Origin of the sequence: Niabella agricola (genome assembly GCF_021538615.1) — a bacterium.
GTDB lineage: Bacteria > Bacteroidota > Bacteroidia > Chitinophagales > Chitinophagaceae > Niabella > Niabella agricola.
The window spans coordinates 4,741,365-4,757,406 of the sequence record NZ_JAJHIZ010000003.1 but is presented as its reverse complement, the minus strand read 5'-3'; the positions used below and the strand labels follow the sequence as shown (position 1 = coordinate 4,757,406).

The window sequence follows — 16,042 nt, the reverse complement described above, 5'->3', positions numbered from 1 at the left end:
TCTCCACAAACCTTTTGATTGGTAAACATTTTAATAAAAATTGATACCAGTCTATTATAAGCAGTTTATATCCCGGCAGGTAGTTGTTATATTCTGGGAGCCATCGCCCCAGGCTGCTGCTTCAGCATCCGTTGCTTGATCATATTGCTTAGCCGAAACATCATCCAAATGGCCAGCAAGGAAATGGCAACCACTACATAACCTACAAAATTGTAATGTTCAAGGGGGCTGGTTTTTGTTTTCTGCACCACGATCATTCCTGCAACAGCAGCGGCGATACCGCCTGCCAGCTGTTGGAGGGAAGCATTGATGCTCATAAAAGCGCCCCTGTCCTGCATTTCAGGCACGGCCGTTATCAGCGCGGTTGATGGCGTCATCCGGCCCAATATACCTGCCATCATCAGGATATTGATAAGCACCACCAACCAAAAAGGAATCACCCCCAGATTCGTGTACACCACCACAATCAACATCATGCCAACAGTAGCTGTCGCAAAAATGCTAAACTTATCTTTCCTGTCGCTGAGTTTTCCAATAAATGGCATGATCAGCAGGGAGCTGACACCGGAGATCATAAAAAGCAACGGCAGCTGGTGCTCCGTCACACCCTGATTATTTATAGCAAAGGCGCTGCCGAAAGGCATCATCATAAACCCGCCAATGGACAACAACGCCGTGGTACCAAAACCGATCCGGTATTGTCTTTTTGAAAACGTATTCCATAAATGCCTGAACGCCGAATGCTCATGCTGCAAAGCCAGATGCTTATTAATGGGTTTTAACTTCCATGCAATAAGTGCTAGAATGAGTACGGCCATACCTGCAATCCACAAAAAAGCACTGTGCCAGCCCCAGCTGTTGGCCAGGAACAATCCAACGGGATGCCCAATACCTGACTGGCGCCAAATCCCATTTGCACAAATCCCATCACTCGTCCTCTTTGCTGCAGCATAAAAATATCGGTAATGATGGCCATGGAAATAGAGCCGATCACTCCGCCAAAAAGCCCGGTTATGATGCGTGCTGCAATCAGCATGGGGTAAGAGGTGGCCATACCACATAAAAAAGTACCTGCAATAAACCCCGTGTAAAAAAACAGGAAGATTTTCTTCCGATCGAACCGGTCTGCATAACCTGCCGCCAGCAGCCCCGAAAGCCCTGCACTGAACGCATAAGAAGAAACCGCAACGCCAAACTGGGAAGTAGTGAGCCTCATCGACTTCATTAAAATATCACCCATGGGCGACATCACCATAAAGTCGAGCACAACGGTAAATTGCGTCATCGCCAGAATAAAAATAACCAGTTTCTGGTAACCTGAAAGCGGCACTAACTCCGCTGCATGTTGTTGCATTTGTTTTATTTTTTATTATGAACGGACAGGTCTTAGTCCAACTCAGCACATTCAAAGCCAGCCTCCTGTATCAGCGCTATAATCTCTGTTGCCGCTATGCCAGGCGCTACCACGCGAAGCACACAATCTGTATCCTGCTGATCTACATTAAAAGCCAAAATACCTCCCTTGCTTTCGAGCAACCGTTGCACACGGTTTTTGCTGCGGAAGGTCTTAATATTGGTTTTGAAAATAAGTATGTTACTGCCATCGCTGTACATAGGCTTTATTATTTTCCGGTTGCTGGGCTCAATGCATCCAATACGATTTCCAGCGTCTGAAGCATCAGCTCTTTTGTAAATACAAATTTTCTTCCAGCCAAGGAGCTGCCCTGGCTGTGAAAACGCAGCAATGTATAGAGCGGGCCATATACAATACTCCAAAAAGCTTCCACCGGCATGGGTTTCAACTCGCCCCTGTCGATAGCGTTTTGAACAAAAGCACTCATGGCATCTTTAAAGGCTCGGAGCTTTTTTTTATCCATGCATTCACCGTAAGGTGAGTAGCGGATGATTTCGGCACACATCGCCTCCAGCGGGTACTTCAGATAAAACTGTGATCGGTTTTCCCACTGTTTCCGGATCCCCTCGCGGAACCGCATATCCGGTGAAAACCCGTTTAACAGCGCATCCATATGCCGGCTGCCTATATCAGCTCCCAGTTTCCGGATCAGATCGTCCTTATCCTTGTAATAGATGTAGAGTGTTGCCACCGATATACTACAGGCGCTGGCCAGTTTGTTCATGCTAAAGCCCTGGAGCCCCTGTTCTACCAGCATTTGAATGGCGGTATCCCGCACCAGGCGTTCCTTATTTAAATCGCGTCCCCTCATTACGGGAGCAAAAATAGGAAAACAAAATTAATAAGTGAGCGTTCATTCATTTTTATTTCAATGATCACAGTAAATACCTTATGTTGATCTTCTTCCTAAGAATTTTAGGCGCTATATACCTTGGAATAGTTAGCCGTCCTATTGATCAAGTTTCAATTGTTTCCGGAAATCAATGTTCAGCTGGTACTGTTCCTCTATCGAAATGATCTTTCTTGAGTTCTTGTTGATATCCCTCCCCTCTTTTGTCCACAGGAACGGATAAAAATTAAACACGTTGTCGCCACTCAGCTTCGCTACCTCCCTTCGCCAGCCGGTCCACCGGTTTCCCTGATAAAATTTCTCAAGGTCGCTGTTAAAACAAAAATGCAGGAAATCGGTATAGCCGATACCCAATGGTTCATACTCCAGGTTGTCTGGAGAGAAATAATATATTTTACCAGCATCTTTACCCAGCGCCCCGCCGTTCAACAGGAAAAATCCACCAATGGCATCATCGGCGATCAGTAAAAATGCGGGTGGTTCCCCGTAATCCTTAAAGGACTTTCCTTTATTCCAGCCGGACAGGCTGCGATCTAGCTTTTCGTTGCCCGATCCCAGGATCCGGATCCAGCCATCGTCGATCAGCAAGCCACCGGTCTCATAAACAAGGGCACCCATTGGCGACCGGGTGGTCACCTGCAGTTTCAGCAATGCGTCCTTTGCCTGGGCTATATCCGCCGGTAAAACCGCCACTTTGTTTTTTGCATTTTTAATCCAGTCCTGCACCAGGGGCCAGACAGGATCGGAGGTATTGATCAATTCTTTAATTGGTTTCATATTTTTTGAGCGATTGTTGTTAATGGGAGGAGCACTAGTATTGCGAGCCACGGAAGGCGTATGACATTATGTGTTTTACCATAAGTGTATATGATATTATTGGATTACTGTTTGTGTTTGGTGCCGGCACTAAAATAGTTTATTTATTCTTTTGAAAAAAAAAGAAACATTATATCCGATGCCGGGGTTAGCACTGCTGCACAAATGTGCGACGCCAACAGGCTTATAGAAGTGATGCAACCGGGTCCATAATATCGCCTCAATAAAACAGTACACTTCTACCTGCTGCTGCCTCTTACCACTAAAGCTCCTTTACAAATGGTCATATCCGAATGATGCACCGGGTATTTTTTGTTCAGCAGGTCCAGCATATATTTTCCCGCGATCACGCCGATTTCATAGGGTTTTTGTGCATAGGAAGTCAACCCCGGTTCAATGATCGATGCCGCCGGGTCATCCCCAAAACCGGCCACAGCCATTTCCTGGGGGATCTTTATTCCTTTCCGTTTCAGCAATTCGATCAGCTTTACTGCGCCGGCATCGTATATGGTGCAAATGCCGTCCGGCGGGTTCTCCAGGCTGAGCCAGCGCTCCAGTGCCGCCGCCACCTGGTCGTGCAGGAACTTTGTATGCACCACCAGTTCCTTATCAAACGGAATACCGTGCTGCTGCAAGGCCACCTTATATCCGTTAACCCGCAGTTTACTGGCCAGCAATTGCCGCGGACCGGCCAATAGCGCGATCCTTTTTTTCCCTTGCTCGATCAGGTGCTGTGTGGTGGTATAAAGCCCGTTAAAATCATCTTCCACCACTTTTGGTATGGGCAGTTCCGGGCAGATCCGGGCAAAGGAAACCAATGGATAGCCTTTGCCATGCAGGAGCTTGATGTGCTCAAAGTCTTTTGTATCTCGGGTATGACAAACAATAAAGCCATCCACCCGGCTTAGCATCAAGGCCTTTATATTTTCCTTCTCTTCCAGCGGCGATTCGTCCGATTGCGCAATCACGATCCGGTACCCGATCCTGCTTACCGTGTGCTGGATGCCGCTTACAATGGCTGCAAAAAAGGGCTTTTGAATATCCGGTATTACCACTCCCAGCGTGCGCGACTCGTTGCGGATGAGCCCCAGTGCCAGCATGTTGGGCTGGTAATCCAGCTCCTTTGCCTTTTTCAAGACGGCCTCCCTCGTTTCCGGAAGGATGTTTGTACTGTTCGTCAGCGCACGGGAAACCGTAGATTTGGAAATGCCCAGCTCCCGGGCAATATCAACAATCGTTACCTGATGATTTTTCATCGTTCATTTTTTATATGTTACCACCGCACCAGTGGTGCCGCCCAAATTGCATATGCAGTAATCCTGTAAATGAGCAGCATCCAACAAAACAAGTATTTTGATCGTTAAAAACAAAATCTCCGCATCCTCTTTAAAGATACGGAATTGCGGGAACGGTTGCGGGAATGTTCCCGCGAAATTTGCCGGGCCATTCATTGTTTTATCCGGAACGGGGCAATAGATTAGCAGAAAATTATTTGTCATATGAACTCTATCGAAGAAGAAAAACGGGAGCTGCCGGTGTATGCCCGTCCGGAAGTGCTCGTGGTGGGTGCGGGTCCTGCAGGCATTGGCGCCGCCATTGCCGCTGCAAGAAATGGTGCCAAGGTTATGCTGCTGGAACGTTATGGTTTCCTGGGCGGTAACCTGACTATTGCCATGGTAAACCCGATGTTTACATTCCATGATGTAAAAGGCAAACAGGTGATCCGCGGTATTGCGGGCGAACTGGTGAACCGCCTGGTAGCACTAAAATCCTCACAAGGACACATTACCGATCTCACTTTTGACAATGCCTCCATGACCCCCTTTGACCCGGAGGGAATGAAATATCTTTTATTCCAGATGGCGCTTGAGGCCGGTGTGGAATTGCTGTTGCACACCTGGGCGGTTGGCGTACAAAAAGAAAACGGCAACGTAACCGCAGTGATTATTGAAAACAAATCAGGCCGCCAGGCTATTTGCCCGCAGGTGATCATCGACTGTTCTGCCGATGCAGATGTTGCCGCCATGGCCGGAGCCCCCTTTGTAAAAGGCCGTGAAGAGGACGGCGCCATGCAGCCGGTAACATTATTCTACCGCATCGGCGGCATTAACATGGCGGCGCTCAGGAGCTGGATGAAGCAAAACCGCGATCTCCTGAAAGACGCCCCCACCGATGACGAGATCGATTCCAGCGAAGCGATAGCCTTCCTGGGGTTGAAGGAACTGGTAAAAAAAGGCATGGAAAGCGGTGAGTTTCCTAAAGATGCCGCTCCAAGGATCTTATTTTATCAATTACCGATGGAAGGCCAGATCGCCGTGAATGCGACAAGACTGCAGGGTATCGACGGCACCAATGCGGCAGATCTTACCCGGGCTGAAATAGAGACCCGGTCCCAGGCCTGGCAGATCCACAATTTTTTAAAAAAACATGTCGGCGGATTTGAACAATCCTATATCCTTGATACCGGTGTGCAGGTAGGCGTGCGGGAAACAAGACATATCAAAGGCGATTACAAACTTACCGAACAGGATGTGCTTTCCAACCGGGCCTTTGAAGATGGCATTGCCTGTGGTACTTTTGCCATCGATATTCATCCGCCGGAAGGCGAACAACAGATCTTTACTGGATCCGGAAAAGCTGTTTATGAGATCCCCTACCGGAGTTTATTACCAACCGGTCTCGACAATGTGCTGGTGGCCGGCCGGAGTATTTCAGCTACGCATACCGCCTTTGGCTCTGCACGGGTGATGGCTACCTGCATGGGTATTGGCCAGGGTGCCGGTGTGGCGGCAGCCGCGATGGTTAAAGCAAAACTAACCAGCCGGCAGGTGGATACAAACGCCTTAAGGGCGGCGCTGATCGAACAGGGACAATACCTGATCGGTATGGATGATACCATGGATGCGGATCCAGGCCTGGTCCTTAATAAGGGCGAAGGCTCCGGCGCCACGGCAAGTCATTTTAATCCTTTTAAAGATATTGAACATGGATAAAAGCAACGGGAACTTAAGGTGGGGCATCGGCGCATTGCTGTTCTTTGTATCAGCACTCAATTATCTTGACCGCCAGGTATTGTCGGTACTGGCTCCTTCCATCCAGAAGGAGCTGCGGCTGTCGGATATCGACTATTCCTATATCACCTCTTCCTTCTTGCTCAGTTATACCATTATGTATGCCATCAGCGGCCGGCTGGTAGACAAATGGGGTACCCGTAAAAGCCTGCTTTGGTTTGCCGGCAGCTGGTCCGTGGCCAATGTATTGCACGGCTTTGCAAAAACCGTGGCACAGTTTTGTGGCGCCCGTTTTTTACTTGGCGCGGCGGAAAGCGGCAACTTTCCCGCCGGGGTAAAAGCGGCGGCAGAATGGTTCCCTTTAAAAGAGCGTGCACTGGCCATCGGGCTGCTGAACGCGGGTTCATCGGCCGGTGCCGCGGTAGCCGCTCCGCTGGTAAGTTTTATTACCATCGCCTGGGGCTGGCAGTCGGCTTTTGTAGTAACCGGTCTTATTGGTTTTATATGGGTGTATTGCTGGTGGAAATATTATTACACGCCGCAAACGCATCCGCGCATCTCAACACAGGAGCTGGCATACATCGAAAGCGATGCAGAACCGGAAGCCACGAAAAAAAAGATCAGCATTGGTCAGTTGTTGCGCATGCGGCAATCCTGGGGTTGTTTTGTAGCGCGCATCTTTATTGATCCCTGCACCTATTTCCTGATCTTCTGGATTCCGAAGTATTTACAGGAAGAACAGGGCATGACGCTGAACCTGGTGGGTTATTTTGCCTGGATCCCCTACCTGGCACTGGCCATTGGCACCATTGCCGGGGGCATCATTCCGCGACGGCTCATCAACAACGGCTGGTCATTGAACCGTTCCCGCAAAACCGTGATGCTGACGGCCTCCCTGCTGATCCCTCTTTGCTGTGTGCTGCTGTTTACATCGCACAGCCTGACTATTGCCATACTGGCGATTACCGGCGTGATGTTCGGGCATGGGTTATGGGGAAATATTACCATTCCTGCAGAAGTCTTTCCAAAATCGGTACAGGGAACCCTTACCGGGCTGGGTGGCACACTGGGCGGATGCGCATCGATCCTTACGCAATTTGCGATCGGGTGGACGGTTCAGAACGTTTCGTACACACCGGTTTTTATTGCGGTAGGACTGATGTACCTGCTCACTTTTTTTGGCGTACAACTGCTGATAGGCAAACTGGGCCAGATCATCAAATTATAAAAAGCTGTAAGGTCTTTTAGCCTTACAGGTCTAACGATTGCAACATTAACATTGATCACCAAAATTATGTCCATATGATAAAAAAGATCCTGCATCATGCCCGGAGCCCGATACTGGGCTGCTTACTGGCATTCCTTTTCACTTCACTGGCAGCAAACGCCCAGCAAAAAAAAGCAGTGAGCGGAAACGTTACTGCCGCTGCGGGCGCCCGCTGCAAGGGGTATCTGTTACGGTAAAGAACAACCCGCTCCAGGGCACCACCACCGACGAGCAGGGAAATTTCCGGCTGGAAACCGCTCCCGATGCCGTACTTATTATTTCTGCCATCGGCTATCTTACACAGGAGCAGTCGCTGGATGGCCGCACCGCACTGAACCTTAGCCTGGAGCCGGACACCAAGGGGATGGAAGAAGTGGTGGTGATTGGTTACGGCACCACCAGGAAGGTGAACCTTACGGGTGCGGTATCGGCCGTTTCCGGTGAAGATATGGCCAAACGCCAGGTAGGACAAACTTCCATGGCCCTGCAGGGCGTGGCACCGGGTGTTACCGTAACACAAAGTACCGGTCAGCCCGGTGTAGACGGCGGCACCATCCGCATCCGCGGTATCGGTACGCTCAACAATTCCAATCCACTGGTACTCGTTGATGGTATTGTGATGTCGATGAATGCAGTGGATGTATCTTCCATTGAATCGATCTCCGTATTAAAAGACGCCGCTTCAGCTGCCATCTACGGATCGCGTGCTGCCAACGGTGTGATCCTCATCACCACCAAAAGAGGAAAGAAAGGAAAATTTTCATTTTCCTATGACGGGTATGTAGGTAAACAAAGCGCTACCGACCGGCCCGAAATGGTAAACGGACTGGACCATATGCTGCTGATCAATGAAGCACATACCAATGTGGGGCTTAGTCCGCTGTATTCCGAAGAATACTTTAATAATTACAAAGCCAATAAAGACAGCAAGCCGGATCTGTATCCCGATACCGACTGGCAAAAGGAAGTACTTTCCGGCAGCGGTATACAGACCAATCATGTCATTGCACTTTCCGGTGGTACCGAACGGGTACAGTTCTTCGGCAGCTTTGGTTACCTGAACCAGGGCGGACTGATCGACGACGTCAGCTTCCGGCGTTACTATGCCCGGTTAAATACCAACGTGCAGATCTCTCCAAAGCTCAGCGGATCTTTTGATGTATTCCTGGTGAACAACGACCGCAAATCGGTATCCCAGTTTCCCGGGGGCTCCGGCGCTGCATTGGGCAGCACCACGGGTACGGCATTGATCTTCGCACTGATGAACAAACTGCCGGCTATACAAGCGGTGAAATATTCGAACGGGCAATGGGCAGAAGGACAGAATGGGGTGAACCCCGTTGCCATTATCCGCAACGGTGGCTTCTGGCGGGAGACCAGCTATCCCATATCCGGCAATTTTTCCTTAAGCTATAAACCCTTTGAGTTCTTAACCGGTAAGATCAGCTTTGCACCCACGTATTCGCAGCCCAATGTGCGTTCCTTTGTAAATATGGTAAAGACCTATGATCCCAACGGCACATTGCGTTTTACCGTTCCCGGCGTAAACACGATGGATCAAAGCACGGCGCAGGATAAAACCAACCAGCTGGAAGCCACGCTGACCTTCTCCAAAAATATCGGCAAACATTCCCTGGGTGCACTGGCCGGTTACCAGTATTATACCGGTTCCAACAGCGGCTTCAGCGCATTCCGCGATAACTTTTTATTTCCTGATTATCCCGTGCTTTCCGGTGGTTCTTCTGCCAATATGAAGAACGGCGGGTACGCCACAGAATGGGCACTGATCTCCTATTTCGGCAGGATCAATTATGCCTATGACAACCGGTATCTGCTGGAGGCCAACCTCCGGTATGATGGGTCCTCTCGTTTTGCTGCCGGCAACAAATGGGGTACCTTCCCCTCCTTCTCCGCAGGCTGGCGTATTTCTGAAGAACCGTTTATGGCTGCCACCCGAGACGTATTAAGTGAACTCAAATTAAGAGCCTCCTGGGGAAGACTGGGCAACCAGGAGATCGGGAACAACTATCCCTTCGCGCCCACTGTATCCCTCGATCCCAAATATATTTCGAACGGACAGATCCAGAATGGTGCTGCGATCCTGAACCTGGCCAATACCAATATTTCCTGGGAAACCACGGAGATGAGCAATATCGGCCTGGATGCCCGCCTCTTCCGTAACCTGTCCGTATCTTTTGACTATTATTACAAAAAGACAAACGGCATCCTGCTGGAGCTTAGCATCCCCAAAACCATGGGTGTGGCGGCGCCCTTCCAGAATGCAGGTGTGGTGGAAAACAAAGGCTGGGACTTCCAGCTGAACTATTCCAACTCCGCGCATGCATTTAAATACGGGGCCACTTTTACCTTATCGGATGTAAAGAATAAAATACTCGACATTAAAGGCATCCAGCAAACCGGAACCATCGTAAACCGCGAAGGCTATTCCATTAACTCACTGTACCTGTTAAAATCGATGGGACTGTTGTCTTCAGCCGATTTTGATGCCAATGGAAAATACCTGTATGCACAACAGTTTGGCAAGCTGGGGCCCGGCGATATCCGCTATACGGATGTGGTAGCAGATGGCATCATTAATGGCAACGACCGCCAGGTACTGGGCAGCACCATTCCCCGATTTACATATAGTCTCAACCTGAATGCAGATTATAAAGGCATCGACTTTTCGATCTTTCTGCAAGGGGTGGGCAAGCGGGATGGTTACCTCACCGGTAATGCCATCACGCCCTTCCTGGCAGGAGGTACGGCATACGAATACCAGAAAAACCGCTGGACCAAAGACAATCCCGATCCCAATGCGATCTTTCCAAGATTTGCATTTGGCGAAACCAATAATACCCAACTCTCCGATTTCTGGATGAAAAGCGCTGCTTACCTGCGGATAAAAAATGTACAGCTGGGTTATATGATCCCCAAACAGCTGTTGCAGAAAGCCGGCATCAGCCAGCTGCGGATCTACCTTTCCGGAGAGAACCTGTTTACCGCCGATAAATTCTGGCCCGGCTGGGATCCGGAAATAGATGCAGCCAGTAACGGGGCCTACTATCCACAGGTAAAAACCTATAACCTGGGCATCAATCTTAAATTCTGATAGCCGCATGCTTCAAATGAAGCAACCGGCAGCTATTAAAAAATTAAAATGATACAGATGAAAAAGATTTGTTTTTTATATATCATCCTCCTGATAACGGCCTGCACCCGGCAGCTGGACCGGCTTCCCCTGGATGCCCCGTCTACAGAAACCTTCCCGGCCACAGAGTCTGAAATGCAGGCGGCACTGGTGGGATGTTTTAGTCCGTTGAATTTACGGTTTGGCGAAAACCCATACGCCATCTGGTTTGAAATGTATTCCGACATTGCCGCCAACCGCGATGTTACCCCCAATGCCTCCTGGGGCACACCCACCGCCGGCGATGTAAATACCATCTGGAACACGATGTATACCGTGATCTCCCGTTGTAATTTCCTGCTGGATCATATCGACCGTGTAGTGGGGGCTACGGATCAGTCAAAAGCAAAAGTAACCGGCACGGCACGGTTCCTGCGGGCTTATTGTTACAGCATTCTTTCCCAGCTGTATGGTGATGTACCGTTGGCGACCAAAACACTAAGCCTGGAGGAGGCATATATCGGGCGCTCGGCAAAGAAGGACGTTGTGGATTTTATCCTTACAGAGTTTAAAGAAGCCGCGGCATTGCTTCCGGCCACCAACCAGCCCAATACCATGAATGTATCTTCCGGAGCGGCCTGGGCACTGGCATCCCGCGTAGCCCTGTACAATGAGCGTTGGACAGATGCGATTGAAGCGGCCCAAAAAGTGATGGCCCTGGAAGGAACAGAATTTGTATTAAATGCCGACTACGCCACGATCGCGCTGCGCGCAGGCAAAACCTCCAAAGAGATCATCTGGGCTATACAGTTTAACTATAACGATATCTTTCACGAAACGCCGGTCTCCTTCCGTTCACGCATGGCCAGCGGCTTCTGCAACCGCATACCGGTGCAGACCCTGGTTGACGCTTATGATTGTACAGATGGCTTGCCGATCGATAAATCACCCAAATATGATCCCGCACATCCATTCGACAACCGGGATCCGCGGCTGGCCAAGACCATTGCCCTGCCCGGTTCGGTGTACTACGGCTACCAGTTTGAAACGCATAAAGACAGCCTGAAATGCTGGAACTACAATGTATCGCCGGCGGTACGGGTCGATAACCTGGATGCCACCCATACCTTCGCCAGTTTTTCCGGCTATTGCTGGCGGAAATATGCAGACCCGACCGAAGCGCATGCTACCAGGTCCGAGATCAACCCGATCATCATCCGTTATGCAGAAGTGCTGCTCAATTACGCAGAGGCAAAAATAGAAGCCGGGCAAACCGATGAATCGATCTACACGGCCATCAACAAGATCCGTAAACGGGCGGGCATGCCGGATATCACTACAGGTAAAAACACTGCTGAACTGCGCTCGATCATTCGCAAGGAACGCAAGGTGGAACTGGCAGGAGAAGGATTGCGTTATTTCGACATCATCCGCTGGAAAATCGCCGATCGTGTGCTGAACGGTCCTTGCTATGGCCGCAATCCCAGGGGGTTCCTGTCGGCGGCTCCGGCCATTGATGCCAACGGCACACCGGATTATACCAATGTGCCGGATAAGGATAAAATGCGGGTAATACAGGTACGTACGTTCATCAATCCGGCCAATTATCTATGGCCCATACCGGATATTGAAATACAGACCAACAAAAAACTCACGCAGAATCCCGGGTATTAATTTTATTTATGCTGCCATTATACTTATCAGATCATGCAAGGAATCCATAAAACAATCTTGTGCTTACTTTTCCGGAGGCCGCTGCTGGTGCTACTTTTTACAGCGGCACAGCTATCCGGTCACGGGCAGGAAAAAACATCAGTCACGATTACCATACCACAAAATCCGGCCCCGGTAGATCCGATGATCTACGGACAAATGCTGGAAAATGTGAACGACAGCATGATCTATGGCGGCGTTACGGACATGCAGGGGAACGAGCAAAAGCAGGTCATTCCCCTATTAAAAGATCTGCAGGTGCCGGTGCTCCGGTGGCCCGGCGGAACCGTTGTTTATGAATACCATTGGCGCAACGGGATCGGGCCCCGTTCATTACGGCCCGTGGTGTCTACCCTTGCCTGGCAGGGAAAAGAAAACTACCAGTTCGGTACCGACGAGTTCCTGCAATGGTGCCGGAAGATCGGTACCACTCCTTATATCAATCTCAATATGGGTACGCATCCGCTTTATGGCAGTACCCTCCGGGAAGCACTGGAATGGATCGGGTATGTAAACGGTCCGGAGGATTCCGATATGGGGAAATTGCGCGCATACCATGGGCATAAAGATCCTTATGGTGTAAAGTACTGGGGCATCGGTAATGAAAATTACCTCCCTGGCCGGGCGGCACGGGTACAGGATCCGGATACCGTGTACGCAGAGCGGCTCCGCCTTTGGGCATCTACCATCAAAGCGCAGTTCCCCGATCTGAGCCTGCTCGGTGTAGGACACACTTCCGGCTGGAACCATACCGTACTGGAACGCGCCGGGCCTTATATCGATTTTTTAACACAGCACTATTATGTAAATGCCAAAGTAAAAGACGGACGATTACAGGATCCGGCCGCCACCTTGTTTGCACCGGCAAAAATGGAAGCTCATTTAAAGCTGTTGAGTGCACAGCTGACTGAAATGAATCGAACGCTGCAACGTACGCAGCACCCTATCCGGCTTTCGGTAGATGAATGGAATGACCGGCATGGCGTATACAACGGCAACAGTTACCAGTTTTCCCGCCAATCGGTAAGAAAACAATTTGATGTAACGGTAGCCGCCGGTATGCTGAACGTGTTCATACGGCAAAGTCCGGTGGTAGGTATGGCCAACTACATCTTCCCGGTGAATGCGCATGGTTTGATACGTACGGTTGGTACCGATGATGCATTTCGTACGCCGCTTTACTACCTTTTTAAACAATACCGCGAAAAAATGACCGGGCATAAAATAGATGTAACTTTAAAAGGTCCGGGTATTGATGCAAAAACAACTCCGTTTAACATTACGGGCGATTGTGATGAAGTAACCCTGCCCGATGCACCATTGACTTTTGTAGATGCAACCGCAGTCCTGAATAAAGAAGGGCAGATCCATATCGCGCTGGTGAACCGTTCGGCGGATAACACCCAGGAAGCCATCATTACCGTTCCTTCCGGTTATAAGGCCGTAGGTATCTGGGAACTGGCGCATAGAAATATTAATGCATCTAACGAGCCCGGCAAGCGCTTTGAAGTGGTGCCCCGGACCAGAACGGTAAAACAAAAAGGCACCGGCATCAGCGTCCGGCTGCTTCCCTGCGCCTTTGCCCTGTTGCAGCTGGTAGCAGAATAACATCGGTTTTTGCTTTCTGAAGAAAAACAGAAAGAAACCAATAGCGAATAAATTGTAAAGAAACGAATCATGCAAAAAACAAAAACGGCGGTATGCATCGCCTTACTAATATGGATGAGCGGCGTTGTAACGGTAATCGCACAAACAACCCGGGTAACGGTCACCATTCCGGAGCAACGCATACCGATCGACCCGATGATCTACGGTCAGATGCTGGAAAATGTAAACGATAGCGTGATCTATGGCGGCGTCACGGACGGCAACGGCAATGTACAACCGCATATCACAAAACTGTTAAAAGAGCTGGACATTCCCGTTATGCGCTGGCCCGGGGGCACCGTTATTCATGAATACCGCTGGCGCGAAGGAATTGGTCCGCGCCAACTGCGCCCCGTGGTGAACACCTATGCCTGGAAGGGAACGGAGAACTACCAGTTCGGCACCGATGAATTCCTGAACTGGTGTAAAGATGTAAACACCGCAGCTTATATCAACTTCAATATGGCCAATCATCCGCTGTACGGCGGCACATTGTGGGAGGCCCTGGACTGGATCGAATATGTAAACGGTAGTGCAGACACCACCAATGGCGGACGGCTGCGTGCGGCTTATGGGCATAAAGCACCTTATAATGTACAGTACTGGGGTATCGGTAATGAAAACTATGGACCCTGGGGGCGCCACAATGTAGAAACAGCGGCCGAATATGGCAGCCGGCTGGCGCTGTGGGCTAGCACCATCCGCAATAAATATCCCGGACTGCGGCTGCTGGGTGTAGGTCATACACTGGACTGGAACAGAACCGTACTGGAAAAAAGCGGGAAAGACATCGACTTCCTTACCCAGCATTATTATGTGGTAAGCAAATTAAAGGATGGCAGCATTCAGAACCCGGACCACACGCTTTTTGCCCCGGCAAAGATGGAAGCACACCTGCGCTCGCTGGGCAACCTGCTGGCCAATTATAATAAAGACAGGACCAACAACCCCATACGCTTATCCATTGATGAGTGGAACAACCGGCATTCCGTTTTACAAAACAACGAATACAAATTCACCCGCCAGTCGCCCCGCCGCCAGTTTGATGCAGCGGTAGCTGCGGGCATGCTCAATGTATTCATCCGCCAAAGCCCTGTGGTAGGCATGGCCAACTATATTTTCCCGGTAAACGGGCATGGGTTAATCCGTACGATTGGCACCGACGATGCGTTAAAAACCCCGCTGTTCTATCTCTTTAAGCAATACCGCCAATGGATGACTGGTACAAAGCTGGATGTAACCGTAAACGGACCGGGCATCACCGGTGCAGCAGCAGCACCAACGATTGACGGCGATTGCAAGGAAGTACAGATGGACAGTGAGCAGCTTGCCTATATCGATGCAGCAGCCGTGCAATCCACAGAAGAAACTGTATATGTATCACTGGTCAATCGCTCCTTCAACAGCAGCCGTGAAGTAGCAGTGGTCCTTCCCGCAGGTTACCGTGCCGTTGAAGTGTGGGAGCTGCAACAGACCAACATCAACGCTTTCAATAGTCCGGAGAACCGGGATGTACTGGTTCCTAAAACCCGGCTGATAAACAGAAGGAAAGGTGCTTATACGACAAGGTTGCTTCCCTGTGCGGTGATGCTGCTGAAGCTGGAGAAGAAGTAAAATTAACCGGCTCATGTCATGACAAGGGTGACTTGTGCGACAAATCAGCTATAACATCCTTGTCCCACCAATCGCCATGGTCCCGCCAACTACGCCTAAACCCATTAATCAATTAGCTCATACCTTTTTAAGCGCTAAATTTGCTAAGGCATAGTGGAACATGCCTTAGCAAAGATGATCCTAATCAAACAAATACTTCTTATTGCATTCGCCGGTACAACCATCACCGGTTGCGTGACTATGCAACAGACGGATCTTTACTTCGGACGGAATATTCCCGGTGGCGGCCAGGTAACGGAGCAACAATGGAAAGCATTCAGCGATAGCATCATTACACCGGCCTTCCCCGAAGGATATACCGAATCCGATGCACAAGGTAAATGGATGGATACCGAAAGCCGGGAAACGATCGCCGAAGACACAAAACGGATCACCGTAATTGGTAAACGCAGTGCCAAAAGGAACGGACAGCTCAATCAGATCACACAGGCGTATATCCGCCGCTTCCACCAGCAGGCCGTGCTGCGGGTGGATACAAAGATCCGATACCGGCTGAACACAAAAAAGAATACCAATTAAA

General features: G+C 49.9%; 14 protein-coding genes. 8 read left to right on the top strand and 6 right to left on the bottom strand.

Annotated features, from left to right (window positions below; translation table 11 throughout):
- Nucleotides 1-86: 86 nt before the first annotated feature.
- From LL912_RS25040 to LL912_RS25015, 6 genes are all read right to left on the bottom strand, one after another.
- Nucleotides 87-833 (bottom strand): MFS transporter, encoded by a 747-nt coding sequence (locus LL912_RS25040; protein WP_235556368.1) that lies wholly within the window; start codon nucleotides 831-833, stop codon nucleotides 87-89.
- Nucleotides 800-1,354, bottom strand: a complete 555-nt coding sequence (locus LL912_RS25035) for an MFS transporter (RefSeq protein WP_235556367.1) — start codon at nucleotides 1,352-1,354, stop codon at nucleotides 800-802. The genes LL912_RS25040 and LL912_RS25035 overlap by 34 nt, the downstream gene beginning before the upstream one ends.
- Before the next feature lie 32 nt (nucleotides 1,355-1,386).
- Entirely contained in the window at nucleotides 1,387-1,614 is a 228-nt protein-coding gene (locus LL912_RS25030; RefSeq protein ID WP_235556366.1) for a hypothetical protein, read from the bottom strand.
- An 8-nt stretch (nucleotides 1,615-1,622) separates the two neighbouring features.
- Nucleotides 1,623-2,225, bottom strand: coding sequence for a TetR/AcrR family transcriptional regulator (locus tag LL912_RS25025; protein ID WP_235556365.1), 603 nt, complete (start codon nucleotides 2,223-2,225; stop codon nucleotides 1,623-1,625).
- A gap of 138 nt (nucleotides 2,226-2,363) precedes the next feature.
- Complete coding sequence (locus LL912_RS25020; RefSeq protein ID WP_235556364.1) at nucleotides 2,364-3,041, bottom strand: DUF2625 domain-containing protein; 678 nt, start codon at nucleotides 3,039-3,041, stop codon at nucleotides 2,364-2,366.
- A gap of 278 nt (nucleotides 3,042-3,319) precedes the next feature.
- Complete coding sequence (locus LL912_RS25015) at nucleotides 3,320-4,336, bottom strand: LacI family DNA-binding transcriptional regulator (RefSeq protein WP_235556363.1); 1,017 nt, start codon at nucleotides 4,334-4,336, stop codon at nucleotides 3,320-3,322.
- 243 nt (nucleotides 4,337-4,579) lie between these two features.
- Between LL912_RS25015 and LL912_RS25010 the strand changes: the two genes are divergently transcribed.
- The 8 genes from LL912_RS25010 to LL912_RS24975 all read left to right on the top strand — a co-directional run bounded on the left by LL912_RS25010 (nucleotide 4,580) and on the right by LL912_RS24975 (nucleotide 16,041).
- Nucleotides 4,580-6,073, top strand: a complete 1,494-nt coding sequence (locus tag LL912_RS25010) for an FAD-dependent oxidoreductase (RefSeq protein WP_235556362.1) — start codon at nucleotides 4,580-4,582, stop codon at nucleotides 6,071-6,073.
- Nucleotides 6,066-7,319, top strand: coding sequence for an MFS transporter (locus LL912_RS25005; RefSeq protein ID WP_235556361.1), 1,254 nt, complete (start codon nucleotides 6,066-6,068; stop codon nucleotides 7,317-7,319). Before LL912_RS25010 ends, LL912_RS25005 begins: the two co-directional genes overlap by 8 nt.
- Nucleotides 7,320-7,393: 74 nt before the next feature.
- Nucleotides 7,394-7,555: a hypothetical protein gene (locus LL912_RS25000; protein ID WP_235556360.1), complete on the top strand. Its 162-nt coding sequence runs from the start codon at nucleotides 7,394-7,396 to the stop codon at nucleotides 7,553-7,555.
- Nucleotides 7,531-10,470, top strand: coding sequence for a SusC/RagA family TonB-linked outer membrane protein (locus tag LL912_RS24995; RefSeq protein WP_235556545.1), 2,940 nt, complete (start codon nucleotides 7,531-7,533; stop codon nucleotides 10,468-10,470). The genes LL912_RS25000 and LL912_RS24995 overlap by 25 nt, the downstream gene beginning before the upstream one ends.
- Before the next feature lie 57 nt (nucleotides 10,471-10,527).
- Nucleotides 10,528-12,162 (top strand): RagB/SusD family nutrient uptake outer membrane protein, encoded by a 1,635-nt coding sequence (locus tag LL912_RS24990; protein WP_235556359.1) that lies wholly within the window; start codon nucleotides 10,528-10,530, stop codon nucleotides 12,160-12,162.
- A 33-nt stretch (nucleotides 12,163-12,195) separates the two neighbouring features.
- Complete coding sequence (locus LL912_RS24985; protein ID WP_235556358.1) at nucleotides 12,196-13,809, top strand: alpha-L-arabinofuranosidase C-terminal domain-containing protein; 1,614 nt, start codon at nucleotides 12,196-12,198, stop codon at nucleotides 13,807-13,809.
- A 69-nt stretch (nucleotides 13,810-13,878) separates the two neighbouring features.
- A complete protein-coding gene (locus LL912_RS24980) occupies nucleotides 13,879-15,462 on the top strand; it encodes an alpha-L-arabinofuranosidase C-terminal domain-containing protein (RefSeq protein WP_235556357.1) in 1,584 nt (527 codons plus the stop codon).
- A 174-nt stretch (nucleotides 15,463-15,636) separates the two neighbouring features.
- Complete coding sequence (locus LL912_RS24975; protein ID WP_235556356.1) at nucleotides 15,637-16,041, top strand: DUF3574 domain-containing protein; 405 nt, start codon at nucleotides 15,637-15,639, stop codon at nucleotides 16,039-16,041.
- Nucleotide 16,042: the final 1 nt, after the last annotated feature.